Source organism: Methylobacterium sp. Ger2507 (genome assembly GCF_055231875.1).
In genome coordinates, this window is sequence record NZ_JBUYVC010000001.1 from 3,673,590 (window position 1) to 3,695,674 (window position 22,085).

A 22,085-nucleotide genomic window follows, 5' to 3' on the forward strand; every position below is an offset into this window, starting at 1 on the left:
CTGCATGGCCGGCAGACCGTGCTCCCGTTCCAGGCGCTCCGGGAACGTTTTTGCAGTCATCCGTGGGGCCGGCAGACGAAACCGGCCTCTGACAAGCTCATCCTAGCTTGGGGTGCCCGGCACAGCCGATCAAGTCCACCCGCTTCCTGATAGCAGGAGGCGACTCGTCAGGCGCTGCGCCGGTGATCCAGATTGCCGAACCGGGCCTCGATCGCTTCGGCGAGGCGATCCACCATCACGTCGACGGGCACATCGGAGGTGTCCACCACGGATGAAGCGCGGGCATAGAGGGGCTCGCGGCTGGCCAGCACGGCGCGCAGTTCCTGCATGGCCGAGGGATGGTCACCGGTGGTGGTGAGCTCGCCCTGGTCGCGCACCCGCTGCATGTGCTCCTCCGGGCGCGCCCTCAGCCAGATGGTGAAGAAGGCCTGGAGCAGCAGATCGTAGGTCAGAGGTTCGGCGACGATGCCGCCGCTGGTTGCAAGGACGAGGGGGCCGGGGTGCTCGGTGAGCCTGCGCAAGGCGGCCTGCTCGAGGCGGCGATAGCCCTCCTGCCCGTAGATCGCGAAGATCTCCTTCACCGAGAGCGCGTTCTCGCGCTCGATCTCGGCATTGAGTTCGACGAAGGTCCATCCCAGTCGATCGGCGACCCGGCGGCCAAGGGTCGACTTGCCCGCCCCCCGGAGACCGATCACGGCGACGCGTGGCTGCGGCGAGTCGCCGCTGGACGAAGATTGGCCCGACAGGATGCCCTTGGCGAGAGCGATCTGCTCGGGCGAAGCATTGCCCAGAAGGTCGCGGATCACGTGCCAGTCCGGCAGCGTCTCCTGCCCGGCGATCAGGTCGTCGAGGCGTACGCCCATCGCGTTGGCGACCCGGCGCAGCAGAATGATCGAGACGTTGCCCTGGCCGCTCTCCAACTGAGCGATGTAGCGCTCCGACAGCCCGGAGGTCTGAGAGAGAAGCTTGCGCGACAGGCCACGCACCGTCCGGGCATGACGAACCCGCCGGCCCAGGTCGGCCAGGAAGGTCGATTCTTGTTCTACCGCCCCGGCCATGCCGTCGTCCGCTTCCTCGATTCGCGCTTCAGACCTTCATCCGAGCGCAGATTGCCACAACACGATGTTGATTTCGAAACGCTTATCCGCGGATCGGGAACGATCACGCGCCAAACGGGCGCTTTGAAGACATCAACCCCAACAACCGGATGCGTGTCTCCCGTGGAGCGATCCTGGGATGCCGATCGGATCCGACCAAGCTAACCGACCCGCGCCACTTTGCATTGCACCATGTGAGGCGGGCCGTGCTCCGGCGCAAGCGGTCAGCGGTCAAGGAGCCGTTGGAAACGTCGATAATCCGCCCGGGAACCACTCAGCGGAAGCGCACCCTGTCCAGATGGGCGCAAGGCCGGGACGGGAAGGGATCGGCCAGTCTCGGAGAGACCGAGACGCGGACCGAACCGAAAAAGGCCCGACAGGGAGGCCCGGCGGGACGACTTACTGTGCGGCGACCGGCAGCGCCGAGGCCTCGAGCACCGTTCCGGCCACGGGTACCTTCTTGGCCACCACGACTGTCCGGCCGACCGAAGCCAGGGCGAGCGCCGAGGGGCGACGAGGCGGCAGCGGCACCTCGATGGCCTCGCTGAAGGCGGCCTCCACCTGTGCTCCAGCCTGGGTCATCCCCGGCGCGATGCCGGGATGAGGGCTGATGGCAGCGGCGGGGCTTGCGGAGGAGATGGACGGGGCGGCTTCGGCTGGTGCGAGGGCGGCGACATCGAGCCCGGCGAGTGAGGCCGGACGGCGCGGCGGCAGCGGCACCTCGACGAGGTCGGTCGGAATCCCGTTCGCGATCGGGCTCGGCGCATAGGCCAATGCGGTGTTGGCAGCGATGATGGCCGGTTTGTCGGCGCGCGCGAAGGCGTTTCCGAAGGCCTCGCCGGATTTCGGCGCCTCGACCTCGTCGGGAACGTTGGTCTCGATCCCGAGGCGCTTAGCGGCGTAATAGTACCCGCGATTGTAGAAGCCGTAGGCGCGGGCGATATCGCCCTTGGCGGCGCGGTAGGCGCCGGCCAGATAGGCGATGCCGTAGCGCAGGTTCACCCGGGGGTCGAACAGGCCGGCCGCGTCGCCCTGGTATCCGAGCCCGCGCGCGGTGGCGTGCTTGATCTGCATGAGGCCGAGAGCGCTGCCGCCCTTGGCGTTCGGATTGTAGTTGCTCTCGCGCTTCACCACCTGATGGACGAAGCTGGATGGGAGCCCCTGGGCCTTGGCCTGCTCCTCGATCAGCGCATCGATGTTGTCGCGGGCGACCGACCCCTGCGCAGCCGCCTCGCCGGGCGCGAAGAGCCGGCACGGCATGGCGACCGCGACGACGGCGAGGATCAGGAAGCGCTGGTTCATACGGAGACCCGGATGTCCTTTTTCTTGGACGGTCAGGGTCCGGGCCAATTGAGGCCGGAAAGCGGCCTCGAAGGGGTGAGCGTAGCCGTTTCCCCATGTGCTGTGGCGCACGCGACACAGGCTCACGCTCGGTTTACTGAGTGTGTCCGAAGTGATTCTCCAATGTTGCCAATGATCTCACGGATCTGTTCGGTCGTTGGCTTGCGTTTGAGATCAGCACGGCAAAATAAAATCGGCGATCGCCTTTGCGAAGCCGTCGGCGTCGTTGGTGGCCGTCACGGCACTGGCCGCGGCTTGGACCGAAGGCGATGCGTTGCCCATCGCCACTGAAAATCCGCTGCGCCTGAACATCGGCACATCATTGCCGGCATCCCCCAGGGTCGCGATCCGGGTTGGATCGAGGCCGAGATGGCGGCTCATGGCCTCGACGAAGGCTGCCTTGCCGGAACCCGGCGGGGTTACGTCGAGGTAGTAGGCCTGCGAGCGGTGGACCTCGGCGCGTCCGGCCAGCGCCTTGGCGATCTCGGTCTCGCAGGCCTCCAAGTGGGCCGCGTCCGCGCTGACGCCGACGATCTTGGCGGCGTGGTCGAGGAGGGGCACGAGATCCGCGACCACGTTCGGCTCGGTCTGGAGTGTTCGGCGCTCGAGGTCCGTGTACGGGCCGTACGGGTTGGTGAGGTTCCAGGCCCCGTGCGCGAACACCCAGGTGTCGAGGCCGGCCGCCGCGAAACGTCGTGCCGCGTCCTGGGCTGCCTCAGCGGGGATCAGCGTTTCCGACAGGATCGTCAGGTCGGGAGCGACCAGGGTGCTGCCGTTGAAGGCCCCCATCGGCAGGGTCAGGCCGAGCTCCGCCACCAGGGATCGCAACCCCACCGGTGGCCGGCTCGACGCGATGGTGAAGCCGATGCCTGCGGCTGTCAGCCGGCGCACGGACGCGCGGGTCGCCGGCGTCAGGCGCTTGTCGGAGGTGACGAGCGTGCCGTCCACATCCGAGATGACCAGGGCGATCGCGGCGGGAGGCGCGGCGACAGAGAAGGGCGCGTCGGAGGAAGCAGGCATGGCAAGGCTCGGGTTGAGATTTCAGGAGGACTGACCGCCCTCCCCCAAGTCCAGACGGGCCAGGATCGTTGCCACGATGGCCTCGGGGGCCGCGTCGATGCCGACAGCCGTCGCGTTCTCCTCCGGTCCCGGCGGCTCCAGGATCGCGAACTGGGTATCGAGGAGGGCCGGCGGCATGAAGTGCCCCTGCCGTTGCGCGAGACGCCGTTCGATCAGGGCTCGATCGCCCTCCAGATAAACGATCCGCACCTCGTCGCGACCGCGAACCAGGATGTCGCGATAGGCGCGCCGCAGGGCCGAGCAGACTACGATTCCGGGTGTACGCTGTTGTATCCGGGTATCGATCCAGGCCCCGATCGCGGCGAGCCAGGGGGCGCGGTCATCGTCGTCGAGGGGGTGGCCGGCCCGCATCTTGGACACGTGCTCGGGGCTGTGGAAACCGTCGCCATCGACGAAGGCCCAGCCAAGGCGCTCGGCGAGGCAGGCTGCCACCGTGCTCTTGCCCGAGCCGGAGACGCCCATCACCATCAGGATTTTGGGACGTCGGGTCTGTGGCGGAGCCTGATGAGACGCCATCGCGTATCCTTACTGTCCTGACGAAACCGCCTCTTAGCAGGCTCTGGCGCGATTGCGCGGGTCGGGTGTGGGCTGCTTTCGCGGTGCGTCAGGACGCAATCGCGACGGGGCAGAGCCCGGGCTGGACCGGGCTCAGCACGCGCTCGCGCAGGCGCTGCGGGCCGAGCGTCATGGCGAAGAAGTCGTAATAGCCGCGCTGGTCGTTGGCGAGCAGGAACTGGAAGTGCATCCGGAACGGGCGCCATCGCACCTTCAAGTAGGTTTCGGCGCTGATGATCTCGCGGAATCGCGCAGACCGCACCAGGGGATTGGTTGCTAGGCGACCACGCAAGTCGAGATCGAGATGAGTCACCGGATTGAAGCCCGGAAAGTTCATCCAGTCCTGGGGTGCCTGGAAGTCGGCCCAGACCAGGCGCTGCGAGGTGACGAGACTCGTGATCTCATCGCGCAGGCGCTGGGCCCTGCGCTGCATTGCCACGAGAGGGAGCCCGGAGCCGAGGGTCACGAGGGCCAGTGTCGTGGACCCCGTGCCAAGTCGCCCGTTGCGGGCGAGGACCCTGGCCGCAACCTCGACGGCGGTCATGGCTCCCGAGGAATGGCCGAGGATCAGGATTTCGTCGGGCTCGTCCCCTGCTACCAACCCGGCGCAGCGCGCTAGGACATGGTCGGTGAACGCGTCCAGGCGCTGCTCGTAATCCGGTCTCCAGCCCTGGCCATGCTGCCAGTTGAAGACCCAGTCGTTCAGGAGCTGCCAGAAGTAGATCCGGTTGAGGAACGTTTCCATCGCCTTGATCCACGCGAGGGCGATGAGAAGCCCCGCAGGCATGGTGATCCAGAGCGGCCATCCGAGGCTGTGTCCGAAGGCCGTCCCCAGATGGGCATGCACGAAGGTCGCGATGGCAAGCGTGCACAAAGCGAGGATGAGAACCATCACCAGGGGATAGAGAATGACGTTCCCGTACTTCCAGTTCAGGCGGTAGAACCGGATCATCAGACCGGATGCAAGGGTCTGGAGCGTGCCCATCAGCAGGAGGGCGACGCTGAGGGGGCGCCGCCGCCCGAAGTCCGTCCGGACGAGATCGTCCCAGAGCAGCACGTCGTAGGTGGTCTCAGCCCCCTGTGTCTCGGGCTGCGCCGCCACCCGCCAGCTCTGCACCGTCCCATCCGCACTGAGGGTTGCGCGCGAGATCGCGCGCTTGGGCTCGGCGAAGCGCTTGGTGTAACGTGCCAGTTCCCGGACGAACAGCATCCTGTAGCGGCTGCTGCCCTCCGGGTCGTATCCCGGGACATAGAAGATATGTCGTCGCTTGACCGGCCCTGCGACCGCATCCGCTAGGCCTGGAGGCGTATAGTCAAACGGCGATGCCATAGAGTCCGATGGGCCAGGAATTCAGGTTTCGCAAATCGATCCTGCGCCTTGAGGTGAGAACGTATATTGCCCTGTTCTTTCAAATGTTACTCGTTGCACGATTTGTTTGGGATAAGCGTGTGTAGCGGGGATGAGAGGCTGGGTCCGGGCGCTCGCCGTTGGACTGTGACCCCTCCGCCACGGACAGAACCTCGGCGATGGTCTAGGCAGCCTGTGAGAGAAACCGACAGGCGATCCTGCATGCGCGCACTGCCTCTGGCCCTCTGCACCGCCCTGGGCACTGCCCTGGCGGTGTCGGGCTGCTCGTCGATGCTACCGGCCGCCGGTCCGACGACGGGTGCGGTGGTGGACGGGGCCGACATCGCCACGAGCGAGGGGACCTTCGCGCGCTACGAGATCGTCGACCTGTCGGCGGCCACCATCGAAGCCCTGCGCGGACGCGCCCTCGACAGCCTGCTGGCCTCGTTCGGTGACCGACGGCCCTCGCTCGAACCCGTGATCGGGGTCGGCGACTACGTGGCCGTGTCGGTGTGGGAAGCGGGTTCGGGCGGCCTGTTCTCCGGTCCGCTGGTGGCCGACCGCTTCTCGGCCGGCTCCAAGTCGGCCCTCATCCCCGAGCAGGTGGTGCCGCGCGACGGGGCCATCAGCGTGCCCTATGCCGGGCGCATCCAGGTGGCCGGGCGCCGGCCCCAGGACGTGCAGGCGCTGATCGAGACCGAACTGGCCGGCAAGGCGATCCAGCCCCAGGTGCTGGTCTCGGTGACCAAGGCGGTGTCGCAGACAGTGACGGTGACGGGCGAGGTCGTGGCCGGCGCCCGCGTGCCGCTCTCGGGCAAGGGCGACCGCCTGCTCGACGTGGTCGCCACCGCCGGCGGGGTGCGCGCGCCGGTCAACGAGACCTTCGTGCGCCTCTCGCGCGGACCGCAGACCGCCACGGTGCCGCTGACCACGGTGGTGTCGAACCCGGCCGAGAACATCTTCCTGCGCCCGGGCGACACCCTGACCCTGGTGCGCGACCCCCAGACCTTCCTGGCGGTGGGCGCGCTGGGCAACGCCTCCGAGATCCCGTTCCAGGCCGAGGGCATCACCCTGGCCCAGGCCCTGGCCAAGGCGCGCGGCCTGTCCGACTTCCAGGCCGACCCATCGGGCACCTTCATCTTCCGCTTCGAGCCGGCCGCGGTGGTGCGCCGCCTCAAGCCGGGCAGCCCGCTGCTGGGCACGCCCCTGGTGCCGGTGGTCTACCGCATCAACATGCGCGACCCCAACAGCCTGTTCCTGACCCAGGCCTTCCGCATGCGCAATCGCGATCTCGTCTACGTCTCCAACGCCCCCTTCACCGAGGTCCAGAAGGTCCTCTCCGTCTTCTCCACCGTCACCGCGCCGGTCTCGGCCGGCGCTTCCCTCTACGCGACCACCCGGTAAGGTGGCGCTGCGGGCATCTGGCATCGCCGCCTGACGCCCGCGCCGAAGCTCCCTCTTGCGTTCTCGTGCAGCATCGCGCACGGGTCGCACAGGCCCGGTTCGATGCCGGAAGGCAACGGGTCGTGGACCCGGTGCACGCCGAACCTTGGCGGCAGGCCGATCCGCCTCTATCTTTCAGCGAGGTCGACCGAGGCGTGAGACGGGGCGGGATGAGGTTCAGACGCGCGGCCCGGCGCTTCGGGCTTGCGGGCGGCTTGGCTGGCAGCCTGTTCCTCGGCGCCGGCTCGATGGTCGGAGCCACCCCGGCCCGGGCCGACGTGGTCATTGGCGTCGCCGTTCCACGCTCCGGCGCCTACGTTGCGGTCGGCGAACAGGTCCTGCGCGGTGTCCAGGCCGCGGCTCGCGATGCCAATGCCAAGGGCGGCCTTGATGGCCAGACCATCGTTCTCGACGTGCAGGACGATGCCTGCGACTCCAACAAGGCCGTGGCGGTGGCCAACCACTACGCCACCCAGGGGGTGCGCCTCGTGGTCGGCCACGTCTGTTCGAACGCGTCGCTTGCCGCCTCCGAGGTCTATGCCGCCAACGGCACGCTGATGATCACCGCGGCCTCCGTCGCCGCCAAGCTCACCGACCGGGGTCTGCCGACGATCTTCCGCGTGTGCGGGCGCGATGACGATCAGGCCAAGCTCTCGGCCACCGTCCTCGCCGAGCGGTTCCGCGACAAGAAGATCGCCATTCTCAACGACCTGACGCCCGGCTCGCGCAACCTCGCTGCCGCCACCAAGGAAAACCTCAATCGCATCGGCATCAACGAGGCCATCGCCACTGCCTTCGCGGCGGGCGATGCCGATGATGCCGCCCTCGCCGATCGCCTGAAAGAGGCCGGGATCGCGGTCGCGTATTACGGCGGGGATGCCCGCGAGATGGGGCGTCTCGTGCGGATTTCGGCCGAGCGTGGCTTCAAGCCGCAATGGTTCGGGACTTCCGCCATCGCCACCCAGGAATTCGCCACCATCGCGGGGCCAGCGAGCAACGGCGTGCTGATGACCTTCTATCTCGACCCGCGCCGGAAGCCCGAGGCCGCTGCCGTGGTCGCGGCATTCAAGGCCGAAGGTGTCGAGCCCGAGGGATCGACGATCTATGGCTATGCCGCGCTGCAGGCCCTCGTGGCGGCCGGCAATTTTACCCACACGACCGACTCGAAGCGGATCGCCGCCACCCTGCACGTGGAGCGCTTCGACCTCGTCCTCGGTTCGGTCGGTTTCGACAGCAAGGGCGACGTCACCGCCCAAGGATACGTCCTCTACGTCTGGAACGACGGCACCTTCACGTACGCCAAATAGTGTTCACGGACATCAGCTCGTGTCCGCTGGCGTGATTGATGGCGTCGAAACGTCCCTGTGAGGATGCCATTCGGGTCGGCGGGAACTGACATTCTGACGTTTCGGGATCGTTTCCGGCCTTTCATCGGTTCGTGAACGGCGAATCTTCAGGCCATCGATCGGCCTGGACGCGCCGCGACGGGACGATTCGAGAACTTTCAGCGAGACGTCATGCCTCCATCCTCCGCAGGTCCCTCCACCGGGCGCCGTGCTCTCCTCTCCGCAGGGCTTGGCGGCGCGGCATCCCTCCTGGGGGCGCCTGCGCGCGCCGAGGCTGCGCCAGAACTGCGCTGGCGTCTCGCCTGCGCGTTTCCGAAGAATCTCGATATCTTGTTCGGTGCGACGGAAATGCTGGCCCGGCTCGTCAGCGAGGCCACCGACGGGCGCTTCCAGATCCAACCCTCGGGGCCCGGCGAGCCCGTACCTGCCGAAGGGGTCCTCGACGCGGTGAGCGCGGGTACGGTCGAGATGGGCTACGCGTCGGCGACCCTGGGGGCGTCCAAGGACCCGACCTTCGCCCTCGCCACCGCCCTGCCCTTCGGCCTCAACGCGCGCGGCCAGGGCGCCTGGTGGCTCCAGGGCGGAGCCGCCGACCTGTTCGGCGAGATCTTCGCCAAGCACGGTCTGGTGGCCCTGCCGGCCGGCAACACCGGTGCGCAGATGGGCGGATGGTTCCGCCGCGAGGTGAAGACGCTGGCGGATCTCCAGGGGCTGAAGCTGCGGATCGGTGGGCTTGGCGGCCAAGTGTTGGTCAAGCTCGGTGTCGTGCCGCAGACCACGCCGGGGTCGGACCTCTACGCCGCCCTGGAAGCCAAAACGATCGATGCGGCCGAGTGGATCGGACCCTACGATGACGAGAAGCTCGGACTGCAGAAGGTGGCCCCGACCTACCATTATCCCGGTTTCTGGGAAGGGGCGTCGATGCTTCACCTCTGGTTCAACGCCGAGGCGTGGAAGGGACTGCCGAAGGCGTACCGCGCCATCCTGCAGGCTGCCTCCGCCCAGGTCTATGCCGACGTGCAGGCGAAGTACGACGCGCGCAATCCGCGGGCCCTGCGTCGCCTCGTGGCCGGCGGTGCGCAGTTGCGTCCCTTCCCCCAGGACGTGATGGAGGCAGCCCTGAAGGCCGCCAACGACGTCTATGGCGACATCGGCGCCAAGAATGCCGACTTCAAGCGGATCTACGAGGCAATGAAGGTGTTCCGGAACGAGGAATATCTCTGGTTCCAGGTGGCGGAATACACCTACGACAACTTCATGATCCGGGCGCGCGCCCGTGGGTGACGGGGGCGCGACAGAAAAAAGGCCGCTCCGAAGAGCGGCCCGAAGTCTAGGGAGGAAACGCCCAAGGAGGGCAGCGGGACCGCGACGCCATCGCGTTCCCGCAATGCACAATCTGATCCTCCTGTGGAGAATTGCAAGGTGAATAGGGCAGCACTCGTGTCTCTTTTCGCGAGGCGCGATCGGTTGCTCCATTTCTGTATCCAAAATGTCGCATCTGAGCAGCCGCAAATGCTCGCTTCCTGGATCGGGTACGATCTGAAGTGAAGACACGATAACGGGCTGTTCGAATTCAGCTTTCGTCGTTCCGTCTGTTCTTCTCCGTAGAGCGGCCCTCCGCGCGAGTGGGCCTTTCTGCCTCCGGCGCCGGATGGATTTGGCGCTCGATCTTTCAGCACGATTCGGGAATGGGTGTCGGCCGATGGCGATACAGGCGGGACGGGTTCGAATTCTCAACGATGTCGAGCCCCGCGGCGACGGGCGCTACGTGCTCTATCTGCTGCAACAGGCAAACCGCGCCCACCACAACCCGGCTCTGGAATGGGCCGTCGAGGAGGGGAACCGGCTCGGTCTTCCCGTGCTCGCCTGCTTCGGGCTGCTCGACGGCGCCAATGGGTTTCCCGAGGCCAATGCCCGGCACTACGCCTTCCTGCTCCAGGGTCTCGCCGATGCGGCCTTGGGCTTCGAGGCACGCGGCATCGGCTTCTGCCTGCGCAAGGCCTCGCCCGCCGCGATTGCCATTGACCTCGCGAAGCAGGCGGCCGTTCTGGTTCTGGACCGGGGTTATCTCGCCATCCAGAAGCGCTGGTACGATGAGATCGCCGCCGCCGTCGAGACCCGAGTCGTACAGGTGGAGGGTGACGTGGTCGTCCCGGTGGACGTCGTCTCGAGCAAGCACGAATACGCGGCCCGCACCTTGCGCCCGAAGCTGCACAAGCATCTCGACGACTACGTGGCGCCCCTCGCTGCCCGCACGGTGAAGCACAGGGCCGGGGCGGGTCTGCCCCGTTCCGAGGTCGACATCGCCGATCCCGACGCGGTGCTGGCGGGCATGAGCCTCGACCGCGTGGTGGGTCCGGTGCGCCGCTTCACCGGTGGCGAGACCGAGGCCCGCCGGCGGCTCGCGGCCTATCTCGACGGCCCGTTCGCGCAGTACGGAAGCGACCGCAACCGCCCGGAAGCCGGGGCGGCCTCGCACATGAGCCCCTACCTGCATTTCGGGCAGATCTCACCCGTCGAGATCGTGCTGGCGGTGCGCGCGGCGAAGACCGGCGGCCGAGAGGACAAGACGGCCTATGTCGAGGAGGTCGTGGTCCGTCGCGAACTGGCAATGAATCACGTCCATCATACGGAGGGCTACGACGACTATGCCCGCGCCGTCCCCGAATGGGCCCGGAAGGTGCTGGCCGAGCACGCGGCCGACCCGCGTCCCAGGACCTATACCGAGACGGAACTCGCCGAGGGCAAAACGCACGACGTCTACTGGAATGCGGCTCAGGCCGAGATGCGCGAGACCGGCTACATGCACAACCATCTGCGCATGTATTGGGGCAAGAAGATCCTCGAATGGTCGCCCTCACCCGAGGAGGGCTTCGCCCGCACATTGCGACTCAACAACCGCTACTTCCTCGACGGCCGCGACGCGAATTCCTTCACCAACGTCGCCTGGGTCTACGGCCTGCATGATCGGCCCTGGGCCCGCCGCAAGATCTTCGGGACCGTGCGGTACCAGAGCGAGAATTCTCTTCGGAAGTTCGACGCCAAGGCGTATCTCAAGACCGTCGAGGCCCTCTGTCGGGCGGAGGCGGAGGGAAAGGACGGGCACGCGAAGGTACAGCCCTTGCCTGAGCGCTCCGCTCGCCGCGCCAAGGGCTCGTCCTGAGCCTCGCCGTCCGTCCTCGTTTCACTTCCGGGACCGAATGCTCCGAATTCCGACCCCCCGGCGCGCAAAGCTCCTGCGCGCCAAACTCATTCGCGGAAAGGTCCTGCCTGCCAAGGTCCTGGCTGCCAAAGTCCTGCCTGCCAAACTCCTGCCCGGGATGCAGCGGCTGCGTGGCGCGACGCAGGACGCCTTCGGGGTGTGGCGCCATCGACTGCTGTTCCTTGCCGGCGGCGTCGGCGTCGGGCTGGCGGCGGTGCTCATGGCCTGGCTGGCCGATGCGGCCCAGGGAGGCTTTCGGCAGGTGCTGGCGCTCTCGCCGCTGGTGGCCCTCGGCCTCACCCCGCTCGGCTTCGCGCTCTGTGCCTGGCTCGCCCGCGACGTGTTTCCGAACGCGCAGGGGTCGGGCATCCCGCAGGTGATCGCTGCGCGCCAGACCCGGCAGGTCGCCCTGCGCCGCTCCCTCGTCTCGCTCAAGGTCGCGATCGGCAAGATCGTGGTGATGAGCCTCGGGCTGCTGTTCGGTGCCTCCACCGGGCGCGAGGGCCCGACGGTGCAGGTCGGGGCCGCGATCATGGCGGCGGCCGGTCACCTGACGCCGGAGCGGGTTCCGGGCCTGATCCTGGCGGGTGGCGCGGCCGGCGTCGCGGCTGCCTTCAACACGCCGCTCGCCGGCATCGTCTTCGGCATCGAGGAACTCGGCCGGGCTTACGAGGCGCGCACCGGCGGACTCATCGTCGCCGCCATCGTAGCGGCGGGGCTGACCGCCATGGCGCTCACCGGCAACTACACCTACTTCGGCACCTCCGACGCCGCCCTGCCCTTCGGTCCGGGCTGGATCGCCATCCCGGTGATCGGCGCTCTCGGCGGCCTTGCCGGCGGTGGGTTCGCCCGCATCGTCATCCTGTTCGCGCGCGGCCTGCCGGGACGCCTCGGGGCGGCCATCGCCAGACACCCGATCGCCTTCGCGGCGGCCTGCGGCCTCGGAGTCGCCCTGTGCGGCCTCATCTCGGGCGGCGCGGTCTACGGCACCGGCTACGAGGAGGCCCGCGCCCTCCTGCACGGCACCGCGGCGAGCCACGTCGATTTCGCCCCGCTGAAGTTCCTGGCGACCCTGTTCTCGGCGATCAGCGGTATACCCGGCGGGCTGTTCGCCCCCTCCCTCAGCATCGGGGCCGGGCTCGGCGCCGCCTTCCAGGGGTGGTTCTCGGGGGTGCCGGTGGCTGCCCTCGTCCTGATCGGCATGGTCGCCTACCTCACCGGGGCTCTGCAGGCGCCGATCACCGCCTTCGTCATCGTCACCGAGATGACCCAGGACCATGCCCTGATGATCCCCCTCATGGTGGCGGCTCTGATCGCCGACGCGGTCTCGAAGGCAGTCTGCCGCGAGGGACTCTACCACGCCCTGGCGCACATCCTTCTCGAGCGGCACGGCACGGAGGGGCGCCCGAGCGCGCCCGCATCTCCGATGCCGTCGTAAAACAGCCGAGCTTGGGCGGAACGCTTGCGGCTCAGGGCGGTTATCGCTCGGTTTCGCGAGCTGGAGTATTGCGCATGACCCTTTTGAAATGGGCCCTCATCTGTTTCGTGATCTCCCTGCTCGCGGGTGGTCTCGGCTTCACCGGCATTGCCTCGGGCGCCGGCTCCCTGGCCCGCATCCTGTTCGGTCTGTTCCTGGTGGTGGCCATCATCATCGTGATCGTCGCCTTCGCCATCGGGCAGGCGGTGTTCTAGTCCGTACGCGCCGATGCCGGACCGGATCGCTCTCGTCACCGGTGCCACCTCCGGCATCGGCACCGAAACGGCGCTCGGCCTCGCCCGGGCTGGGTACCGGGTCGGCATCGTCGGCCGGGACGCCGGGCGCGTCCGTGAGACCATCAAGCGGTTTCGCGAAGAGGTATCGCGTGGAGAGGTCGACGGCTTCACGGCCGACCTCTCGTCCCAATCCGAAATCCGTCGCCTCGCAGCGGAGGTCCGGGTAAGATACCCGCGCCTCGACGTGCTCGTGAACAATGCCGGTGCGATCTTCGACCGCTACGCCGTGACAGAAGATGGCATCGAGCGCACCTGGGCGCTCGATCATCTCGCCTACATGCAGCTCAGCCTCGAAGTTCTGGATCTTCTGAAGGTCAGTGCGCCGGCCCGCATCGTCAATGTCGCCTCGGCGGCGCATCGGCGCGGTCGCATCGCCTTCGATGACATCGGCCATACCCAAGGCTACAGCCCTATCACGGTCTATTCCCAAGCCAAGCTCGGCAATGTGCTGTTCAGTGCCGCCCTCGCGTGCCGTCTGGCCGGGACCGGTGTCACCAGCAACGCCCTGCATCCCGGCGTCATCGCCAGCGGGTTCGCCGCGGGGACCGGCGGCTGGTTCGGCCTCGGCTGGCGCCTGATCCGGCCTTTCATGGCCGATCCGGCTTCAGGAGCTACGACGTCCATCCATGTCGCGACGGCACCGGAGACGGCGGACACGACGGGGCTCTACTTCGTTCGCAGCCAACCGGTGGCGACCTCCGCCCGGGGCCAGGACGTGGCGTTGCAGGAACGGGTCTGGGCCATGAGCCTGAGCCAGCTCGGCCGGTCGGACATTGGCCCTGGAGCGACCTGTTAGCGCAAGGGATGCGGATTTCATGCACTGCACGCATAGCCGCTCCCTCAAGGAGACAATTGCATGGTGCGGTGCGGGATGGCATTTGGTGGCCATGCACCGCGGCGATGGCGTCGCCGCGGTGTGCCCTTCTTGGGCGTTTCCTCCCTAGACTTCGGGCCGCTCCCTCACCGGGGCGGCCTTTTTTCTGTCCAGGCGATGGCGGTTTATCCTTCGGATGCCGCGGAGACAAGCACAATTGTGCGAAAGCGCACGTCATGCCGCACACATTATCCTGCGCAGACGCCCGGGGGCGCCGGCGCAAGGCGGTTCATCAAGCCGCCGGTGCTTCGGGCAGGAAGGCTCCTGTCAGCGCCGTGGCGATCAACGCCCGGGTCTCGGTGACGCCGTAGAGGGCGATGAACGAGCCAAAGCGTGGGCCACGTGCCTCTCCGAACAGCACGTTATAGATCGTGCTGAACCAAGCCTGCGATACGCCGGGGCGCCCATCCGGGCTCTTGGCCTTGCCCGACAGGTCGGGGAAATGTCGGCGGCCGACCTCGTAGACCACCGCCTGCAGCCCCTCCGGATCACCCGAACCCGCATGTGCGGCCAGCGTCTCGGAGAGGTCCTCCAGGGCGGCCCGTTCCGCGTCCGTCGCGGCCCGGTAGGTCTTGGCCGGTCGCACCAGATCCCGGAAATACGCGAGCGCATGGCCGACGAGTCGGTTCAGCACCGGGTGGGTCTCGGGGCCCACCTCCGGGTCGTAGCGACGGATGAAGCCCCAGAGCACGGCCGGATCCTCGGTGTTGGCCACCGCCGCGAGGTTCAGCAGCATGGCGAAGTTCAGGGAGCCGCCCTTGCCCACGGCCTCGGCCGCTGGCGGATGGCCGCCATGCAGGTGCCAAACCGGGTTGCCGAGCTTCTGGGCCGCCTCCTGGGCCGGATACTTTTCGAGGAAGCCGAGGTAGTCGTCGACCTGACGTGGGATCATCTCCACGAACAGACGCTTGGCCTCGCGGGGCTTGTTGTACATGAACAGTGCAAGGCTGTCGGCGGTACCGTAGACCAGCCAGTCGTCGATCGAGAGGCCGTTGCCCTTCGACTTCGAGATTTTCTTGCCGTCTTTGTCGAGGAAAAGCTCGTAGTTGAAGCCCTCCGGCGGTTCGCCGCCCAGCGCTCGGGCGATCTCGCCTGAAAGCTTCACCGAATCGATGAGGTCCTTGCCGGCCATCTCGTAGTCGATGCCGAGCGCCACCCAGCGCATGGCCCAGTCGGGCTTCCACTGCAGCTTGGCATGCCCGCCGGTCACCGAGGTCTCGTAGGCCTCGCCCGTCTTCGGGTCACGCCACACCAGGGTGCCTGCGTTCACCCGCACTTCGTCGATGGCCACCTGCATCACCTCGCCCGTCACCGGGTGGATGGGCAGGAACGGGGAGTAGCTCGCTGAGCGTTCGGCCCGCAGCGACGGCAACATGATCGCCATCACGGCCTCGTAGCGCTCCAGCACCGTCATCAACGCCGCATCGAACAGACCGGCCTTGTAGCATTCGGTCGCCGAGCGGAATTCATAGTCGAAGCCGAAGGCGTCGAGGAAGCGGCGCAACTCGGCGTTGTTGTGTGCGCCGAAGCTGTCATGGGTGCCGAACGGATCGGGCACGCGGGTCAGCGGTTGATTCAGGGCGCCGATCAGCATCTCCTTGTTCGGCACGTTGTCCGGCACTTTGCGAAGGCCGTCCATGTCGTCCGAAAACGCGATCAGCCGCGTCGGTACGCTGTCCTGGGTGAGCACCCGAAAGGCGTGCCGGACCATGGAGGTCCGTGCCACCTCGCCGAAGGTGCCGATATGCGGCAGGCCCGACGGCCCGTAGCCGGTCTCGAACAGGATTTCGGATTTCGGACGACGCTCCAGCCGCGCCACGAGCTTGCGCGCCTCCTCGAAGGGCCAGGCGGCCGCGGTGGCCGCCGCCGCGATGAGATCCGGGTCGAGGTGGAACGGGGACGACATGAGACAGCGTCAGTTCTGCAAGGATGATCAGGAAGGTCGGCACCGTAGGGAGGGTGACCCGGAGGGTCAACGCGGAGTGGTCTCGCGACGCGCAGGGTTCTGGTCGCGCCGAGGCCGGCGCTTTCGATCCGACTCAGCCTCGCCGCATCTATGTCGCGCGTCGCGGGCGGACACAGGGCGACTCAGGTCTTGGTCGCTGATCTGCGTCGGCAGCCGAGCCTAACGATCCTAGCTCCGTCTCGACGGCGGGTCGGCTTCACACCTTTGCCGCGTCGACCTGCGAAACGTCGTCTCGCATCACGATGCGCTCAGGCTGCCCAGCCCCCAAGGCTTCATGACGTCGAACCCCCGATCCGCGATCGCCCGTCCGCATATGCGGATGAACGGCGCCCCCGAAATTCGTGCCACCCGCCTGCTGTTCCTCATCGTGGGGTTCGGGGTTGCGGCCTGGGCGCCTCTGGTCCCCCTCGTGAAGGCCGGGGCCGGCCTGGACGACGCGACCCTCGGGATGCTTCTCCTCTGTCTCGGCATCGGCTCCCTCGCCACGATGCCGATGGCAGGCGCTCTCGCACAAAGCTTCGGTGTCCGCCCGGTTCTGACGCTCGCCGTCGTCACCACCGGTTCGGCGCTGTTGGCGTTGTCCCGCGCCACAGATCTCGCGGTCCTCGCCGTCGCCTTGATTGGGCTCGGGATCGGGCTCGGCCTGCTCGATTGCCTGATGAATCTTCAAGCGGTGGTGGTGGAGCGCCGCGCCGGGCGGCCGATGATGTCGGGCTTCCACGGGCTCTACAGCCTCGGCTGCATCGTGGGCGCCGCCGGCTTCAGCGCCCTCCTGAGCCTCGGCCTGACACCGCCGGCCGCGACCCTGGCGGTGGTCGCCGGCATCGCGGTTGCCTTCCTTGCCGCCCTGCCGGGACTTCTGCCCAGCGAAGGCGGATCACGCGGCCCGGCCTTCGCGGTGCCGCGCGGCCCGGTGCTGGTGATCGGCCTCCTGTGCTTCGTGGTCTTTCTCACGGAGGGGTCGGCCTTGGACTGGAGCGGCATCTTCCTGATCCAGGAGCGGGGCCTTGCGCCAGCCCAGGCCGGCCTCGGCTACGCGGCCTTCTCGTTGACCATGACCCTCGGCCGGCTCACCGGCGACGGTCTCGTGCACCGGCTCGGCCGCCGCCGAATCGTGGTCCTGGGCGCCCTGCTGGCAGCCGCCGGGCTCGTCCTGGTGACGACCGTGCCGCTCTGGCCGGTGACGCTCCTGGGCTATGCCCTAGTGGGGGCGGGGTGCGCCAACATCGTGCCGGTGCTGTTCACCGCCGCCGGGCGGCAAGCCTCGATGCCCGCCGCCCTGGCGATTCCCGCTGTGACCACCCTGGGCTATGCCGGCGTGCTCGCCGGCCCGGCCGCCATCGGAATCCTGGCCCACGCGACCAGCCTGACCTGGGCTTTCCTCGCGGTAGCCGTCCTCCTCCTCGGCGTCGCGGCCGGGGCGGGGCGGCTGCGCGACTGAGGCTCACGGACGAGGCGCTGAGGATATCGTTGCACTCTCGTCAGGCCGGCTCAGCTGAACCATCCGGCTGCGCAGGGCGGATGCGCCAGCCTACTGTGAGCAACCGGGTCCGGACTGCCGCCCAGGCGACGAGCCAGCATGACGGAACGGCGAGGGAAGTCGCATGGGGATATTCCGTACGCCGCCTGCAAACGAATGACGCGCCCTGGATGCCTAAAACGGGCTCACCGGGAAGAACCGCAGATACAGCTCCGCATACTTGCCTTCGTCCCACAGTCGCTGCAGCGCGTCGTCCAGCGCCCGGGACAGGACGGGGTCGTCGGAGCGGGTGACGAGGCCGATGCCCTCACCGAAATAGCGGTTCTCGAGGTAGTCGCCGCCTAGGAAGGCGCAGCAGCCCGCGGCTTCGACGCCGCCGATCCAGAGGGCGAGGTTGAGCCCGTCGGCGAAAACGTAGTCGACCTCGCCCCGACGCAGAGCCGCCTCGGCGGTGGCGAGGTCGGTGAAGGGCTTCGCGGCCGCCTTGGGGAAAAAGGCCGTCAGGTAGGCCGCGTGTGCGCTGCCGCCGACCACGCCGACGCTCTTCTCGGCCAGGGCCGCGGCGGAGGGAACCGGCAGGCCCTTGTCGGTGCGCGCGACGAAGCGGGCCGGCCAGCGGAAGTACGGACGGGTGGCAAGGAAGCGCGCGCGCAGGGTCGGAGTCAGTGGGATCGCGGCGGCGACGACGTCCCCCTGCCGGTCGGCCAGGGCGTCGAGGAGGGTGTCGAAGCGGCGGGCCTGGACCGTGCAGGACATCGCGAGCCGCTCGCAGACGGCCCGGGCGAGTTCCACGACGAAGCCGGTGGGAGAGCCGTCCGGTCCGGCGAAATGCAGCGGCGGGAAGTCGTCGTCGGTGAGGAAGCGGACCGTGCGCGTACCCGGCTGTGATTCCATCCGTTCCTGGCGTGAGCGCGGGTTCCAGAAGTTCGGGATCGAGACGCCGTCGGCTCGTGCGGTCGGGGCGTTCCCGCCGCAGATCAGCGCTGCACCCAGGATGAAAGCAGTGACTCGGCTCCGCCGACGCCTTGCCTTCCGGTCATCGCGCGCGGAAGTTGTAAATATGGCGCACGAGTTGTGCGTGGATGCGGTCTGGCTCACCGCGTCTCCCTAGCACATCCTCGGGCTCTCGGGAGGTCGCGCGTGGTGTCGCTGCTCGGCTTCAGCGCTCCCGGCGGCGGGAATGCTGCGCTTCCGCCGGAGATCGCGTTCCTGGCCCGGCAGGGATTTGACCCGGAACGCCTGGCCGAGGCCGCCGCCCTGGCTCGGGCCTGCGGCACCGACGCCGCCACCGCGCTGATCCACGCGGACCTGATCGGCGAAGAGACCTATTACCGCCGGCTCGCCCTGGCCCTCGGCGTTCCGTTCCTCGTCGGCGACCTCCTGCGGCTCGGGGATGGGACCTGCTATCCCGACAGCCTCGTGGCTGGCCTCGCCCCCCTGGCGTGGCCAGGGCCGGCAGCCTTCGTGCGCGCGCCGCGCGGACCCGCCATCGCGGCGCTCCTATGCGATGGCACCGCCGACGGCGAAGGCTATGCCATCACGACGCCGCGTGCCCTGCGCGATGCGGTCTTTGCCGCCAACCCCACCGGGATCGCGACCTACGCCGCCGACAGCCTCCAGCGGCATCGTCCCGACTGGGCCTTCGAGTCCGGGACGCAGGGGCCGCGCCTCGCCCTCGTGGGGCTGATGTTCGGGGCGGCGTATCTCGGAGCCGAGTTCATCCCCGGCGCGATCCTGATCGGCACCTGGACCGTAGTGCAGCTCGGCTTTCTCGTCATGGTGACGTTCCGCATCGCCGCCGCCGCCGTCGAGCCCGATCCGGTCCCCGAGGCGCGGCTGCCGGATACGGCATTGCCGGTCTACACTGTACTGGTGGCACTCCATCGCGAAGCGCGGGTTGTGCCGCGCCTCGTCGCCGCCCTGGCGCGGTTCGATTACCCGGTGGCGAAGCTCGACATCAAGCTCGTGATCGAGGCCGACGACACGGAGACCGGCGACGCCCTGGCGGCGGCCGCGCTGCCGGCCCGGTTCGAGATCATCCGGGTGCCGGGGGGACTGCCCCGCACCAAGCCGCGTGCCCTCAACGCCGCTCTTCCGCTGGCGCGCGGAGCCTGCCTGGTGGTCTACGACGCCGAGGACGTGCCCGATCCGAATCAGCTCCGCGCCGCCGCGGCCCGCTTCGCCCAGGCGTCCCACAAGGTCGCCTGCCTGCAGGGCCGCCTCGTCATCGACAACATCGATGACGGCCGCCTCACCCAGTGCTTCGCCATCGAGTATGCGGCGCTGTTCGACGTCCTGATTCCGGCCCTCGCCTCCTGGTGCATTCCGATTCCGCTCGGAGGCACCTCGACCCATTTCCGGACCGACATTCTCCGAAGCCTGCACGGCTGGGATGCGTGGAACGTTACCGAGGATGCCGATCTCGGAATTCGCCTCGCCCGGGCAGGCTACCACGTGGCGGACCTGCCCAGCGATACGCTGGAGGAGGCGCCTCGGGCATTCCGGCCCTGGCTGCACCAGCGCACCCGCTGGATGAAGGGCTTCCTGCAGACCAGCCTCACCCATGCGCGGGCGCCGCGCGACACGGCCCGCCAGCTCGGCATCCTCGGTACGCTCGGCGCCATCGCGCTGGTTCCCGGAACCGTGATCTCCGGTCTGGTCTATCCGTTCCTCATGGGCCGGGCGGCCTACGACTTCGCGCTGTTCGTATGGAGCGGATTCCCGGCGCCAGGCGGCTTCTGGGCGAACCTTCCCGCCGGGGCGTCGGTGACGCTGTTCATCGCCGGATTGCTGGCCATGCTGCTGCCCGCCGCCCTCGGCTGCGTCCGACGCGAGTGGTTCGACCTCCTGGCGGTCGTGCCCTGGATGCCGGTGTACTTCCTGCTCGTCAGCCTCGCCGCCTGGGCGGGCCTGATCGAACTCATCCGCGCGCCGAATCGCTGGAACAAGACCGAGCACGGCCTCGCCCGCACCTCCCGCTCCGGTGCCCTGCATCCGCGTTGAAGAGGAGCGCGGTCAGCTCAGCTCGAGTGTCGCCAGCGTGTCCGCGATCCGCCGCCGGACCTCCTCGGTCACGGGGAGGATCGGGCGCGGCGGCTCCGCTCGGCAGAGTCCGAGAAGATCGGCACAGGCATAAGCGACCCGCAGGCTCGAAAACGTCCGGAACAGCTCCCAGAGCGGTGCCAGCCGGGCGTTGAGGCGTCGCGCCTCGGCCGCATCCCCGACCTCGACCGCGCGGGTGATCGCCAGAGCGGACCTCGGGAACAGCCCGGCAAAGACGCTGTACCAGGCCTCGCCGCCTGCCAGCAGCGCCTCGACCGCGTTCCAGTCGCCGCTGTAACCGAGGGTGAATTCGGCCGGCACCGCGGCGCGCAGCACCCGAACGTGTTCCGCCGCGGCTTCCGGCTCGGGGGACGGGCTCTTCACCGCGACGATGCCCGGAACACGGGCGAGGCGGCCGACGAGTTCCGGGGTGAACCGGAAATGGGTGGTACCCGGATTGTCGTAGAGGCAGAGCGGCAGGCCGGACTCCCGCGCCACGGTCGCACAATGCTCGAAGACCTCGTCCTCGGTCAGGGGCGTATAGGACATGGCCGCGAGGAGGCCGGCCTGGGCTCCGGCACCCTTCGCGTCCTGGGCCATCCGCACCGCCTCGTCGGTGCGCAGGGCGCCGACCCCGACGAGGAGCGGCACCCGGCCCGCCACCGCCTCGACGGCAGCCTCCACGGCCCGGCGGCGCTGGTGGCGCGCCAGGAAGGGATAGGTGCCGGTGCTGCCGAGAAGGCCGATCGAGCCGACGCCCGCCTCCACCAGGGGCTGCAGGATGGTCCGCAGGGCACCGAGGTCGACTTGGCCATCGGCGTTCGAGGGGGTGATCGGGAAGGCCGACAGGACGGTCATGGTCGCTCCGGGGCAGAGAGAGAAGGCCGGCGCGTGCGCCGTTCCGCGTCAGCGTGAGGCCAAGGCGCTCACAGCATCTTGGCGAGTTCGGCCGCTGCCTCCTGGGGTGGGCGGGCGAGATTGAGGGCGTTAAGGAAGCGGTTCTGGCCATTCATCACGTAGACGAGGGCGGTGTGCTCCATGGTGTAGTCGCCATCCTTGGTCGGCACCTTGCGGACATAGGCCCGGTAGGCCTTCACCGCCGCGTTCACCTCCTCGGGCAAGCCGGTCAGGCCGACGATGCGCGGATCGAAGCTCGCCAGGTAGGTCTTCAAGGCCTCCGGGGTATCGCGCTCGGGGTCGACGGCGATGAACAGGGCGCGAGTGTCTTTCCCCTTCGGCCCGAGGGCCTGGAGCACGTCGCCGATCTGCTGCAGCGTCGTCGGGCACACGTCCGGACAGTGGGTGAAGCCGAAGAACACGAGGTGCGTCCGGCCCGCATAGTCACGCTCGGTGACGCGCTGCCCGTCCTGGTTGGTCAGGGTGAAGGGGCCGCCGACGCTGCTCGTCCCGGCCTCCTGGGTCCGCGGCGCCAAGACCACGAAGGCAGCGACGCAGAGCCCTACGAGGCCGACCACGAAGGCGAGGAGGGGCAGGAGCGTGCGACGCATGGGACGGCCTTGCAGTCGAGGGAGATGGCG

18 protein-coding genes are annotated in these 22,085 nt (G+C 68.2%); 9 read left to right on the forward strand and 9 right to left on the reverse strand.

All coding sequences use genetic code 11. The features are described 5' to 3' along the window. Positions 1 to 167: 167 nt before the first annotated feature. From ACV7NL_RS16945 to ACV7NL_RS16965, 5 genes are all read right to left on the reverse strand, one after another. On the reverse strand, positions 168 to 1,058 hold the full coding sequence (locus ACV7NL_RS16945; protein ID WP_056185223.1) for a helix-turn-helix transcriptional regulator: 891 nt from the start codon (positions 1,056 to 1,058) through the stop codon (positions 168 to 170). Between the two features lie 438 nt (positions 1,059 to 1,496). Next, complete coding sequence (locus ACV7NL_RS16950) at positions 1,497 to 2,399, reverse strand: lytic transglycosylase domain-containing protein (RefSeq protein WP_056185221.1); 903 nt, start codon at positions 2,397 to 2,399, stop codon at positions 1,497 to 1,499. Between the two features lie 213 nt (positions 2,400 to 2,612). After that, positions 2,613 to 3,458 (reverse strand): HAD family hydrolase, encoded by an 846-nt coding sequence (locus tag ACV7NL_RS16955; RefSeq protein ID WP_463356295.1) that lies wholly within the window; start codon positions 3,456 to 3,458, stop codon positions 2,613 to 2,615. Between the two features lie 21 nt (positions 3,459 to 3,479). Then, complete coding sequence (locus tag ACV7NL_RS16960; RefSeq protein ID WP_463356296.1) at positions 3,480 to 4,034, reverse strand: gluconokinase; 555 nt, start codon at positions 4,032 to 4,034, stop codon at positions 3,480 to 3,482. Positions 4,035 to 4,122: 88 nt separating this feature from the next. After that, entirely contained in the window at positions 4,123 to 5,283 is a 1,161-nt protein-coding gene (locus ACV7NL_RS16965) for an alpha/beta hydrolase (protein WP_463356297.1), read from the reverse strand. A 360-nt stretch (positions 5,284 to 5,643) separates the two neighbouring features. On the opposite strand from ACV7NL_RS16965, the gene ACV7NL_RS16970 reads away from it, so the two are divergent. From ACV7NL_RS16970 to ACV7NL_RS17000, 7 genes are all read left to right on the forward strand, one after another. Continuing rightward, entirely contained in the window at positions 5,644 to 6,825 is a 1,182-nt protein-coding gene (locus ACV7NL_RS16970) for a polysaccharide biosynthesis/export family protein (protein ID WP_247635745.1), read from the forward strand. Between the two features lie 287 nt (positions 6,826 to 7,112). Beyond that, positions 7,113 to 8,171, forward strand: a complete 1,059-nt coding sequence (locus ACV7NL_RS16975) for a branched-chain amino acid ABC transporter substrate-binding protein (RefSeq protein WP_463357149.1) — start codon at positions 7,113 to 7,115, stop codon at positions 8,169 to 8,171. 210 nt (positions 8,172 to 8,381) lie between these two features. Continuing rightward, a complete protein-coding gene (locus tag ACV7NL_RS16980) occupies positions 8,382 to 9,494 on the forward strand; it encodes a TRAP transporter substrate-binding protein (protein WP_463356298.1) in 1,113 nt (370 codons plus the stop codon). Between the two features lie 418 nt (positions 9,495 to 9,912). Continuing rightward, entirely contained in the window at positions 9,913 to 11,373 is a 1,461-nt protein-coding gene (locus ACV7NL_RS16985) for a deoxyribodipyrimidine photo-lyase (protein ID WP_463356299.1), read from the forward strand. 157 nt (positions 11,374 to 11,530) lie between these two features. Continuing rightward, complete coding sequence (locus tag ACV7NL_RS16990; protein ID WP_463357150.1) at positions 11,531 to 12,850, forward strand: chloride channel protein; 1,320 nt, start codon at positions 11,531 to 11,533, stop codon at positions 12,848 to 12,850. A gap of 74 nt (positions 12,851 to 12,924) precedes the next feature. Further along, positions 12,925 to 13,104 carry a DUF1328 domain-containing protein gene (locus ACV7NL_RS16995; protein WP_056183226.1) on the forward strand — a complete coding sequence of 60 codons (180 nt, stop codon included), beginning with the start codon at positions 12,925 to 12,927 and terminating at the stop codon, positions 13,102 to 13,104. A gap of 13 nt (positions 13,105 to 13,117) precedes the next feature. Further along, positions 13,118 to 13,981, forward strand: a complete 864-nt coding sequence (locus ACV7NL_RS17000; protein WP_463356300.1) for an SDR family NAD(P)-dependent oxidoreductase — start codon at positions 13,118 to 13,120, stop codon at positions 13,979 to 13,981. Positions 13,982 to 14,291: 310 nt separating this feature from the next. Here ACV7NL_RS17000 and ACV7NL_RS17005 read toward each other — a convergent pair whose 3' ends face one another. Beyond that, on the reverse strand, positions 14,292 to 15,965 hold the full coding sequence (locus tag ACV7NL_RS17005; RefSeq protein WP_463356301.1) for a lysine--tRNA ligase: 1,674 nt from the start codon (positions 15,963 to 15,965) through the stop codon (positions 14,292 to 14,294). Positions 15,966 to 16,299: 334 nt separating this feature from the next. Between ACV7NL_RS17005 and ACV7NL_RS17010 the strand changes: the two genes are divergently transcribed. Then, positions 16,300 to 17,466: an MFS transporter gene (locus ACV7NL_RS17010; protein WP_247635751.1), complete on the forward strand. Its 1,167-nt coding sequence runs from the start codon at positions 16,300 to 16,302 to the stop codon at positions 17,464 to 17,466. Positions 17,467 to 17,679: 213 nt separating this feature from the next. On the opposite strand, the gene ACV7NL_RS17015 is transcribed toward ACV7NL_RS17010, so the two are convergent. Beyond that, a complete protein-coding gene (locus tag ACV7NL_RS17015) occupies positions 17,680 to 18,498 on the reverse strand; it encodes a transporter substrate-binding domain-containing protein (RefSeq protein WP_282103771.1) in 819 nt (272 codons plus the stop codon). Positions 18,499 to 18,645: 147 nt separating this feature from the next. Between ACV7NL_RS17015 and ACV7NL_RS17020 the strand changes: the two genes are divergently transcribed. After that, positions 18,646 to 20,508, forward strand: coding sequence for a glycosyltransferase family 2 protein (locus ACV7NL_RS17020; protein WP_463356302.1), 1,863 nt, complete (start codon positions 18,646 to 18,648; stop codon positions 20,506 to 20,508). Between the two features lie 12 nt (positions 20,509 to 20,520). On the opposite strand, the gene ACV7NL_RS17025 is transcribed toward ACV7NL_RS17020, so the two are convergent. Further along, positions 20,521 to 21,405 (reverse strand): dihydrodipicolinate synthase family protein, encoded by an 885-nt coding sequence (locus ACV7NL_RS17025; protein WP_463356303.1) that lies wholly within the window; start codon positions 21,403 to 21,405, stop codon positions 20,521 to 20,523. A 68-nt stretch (positions 21,406 to 21,473) separates the two neighbouring features. Next, positions 21,474 to 22,055, reverse strand: coding sequence for an SCO family protein (locus ACV7NL_RS17030; protein WP_056486891.1), 582 nt, complete (start codon positions 22,053 to 22,055; stop codon positions 21,474 to 21,476). Between the last annotated feature and the right edge of the window lie 30 nt (positions 22,056 to 22,085).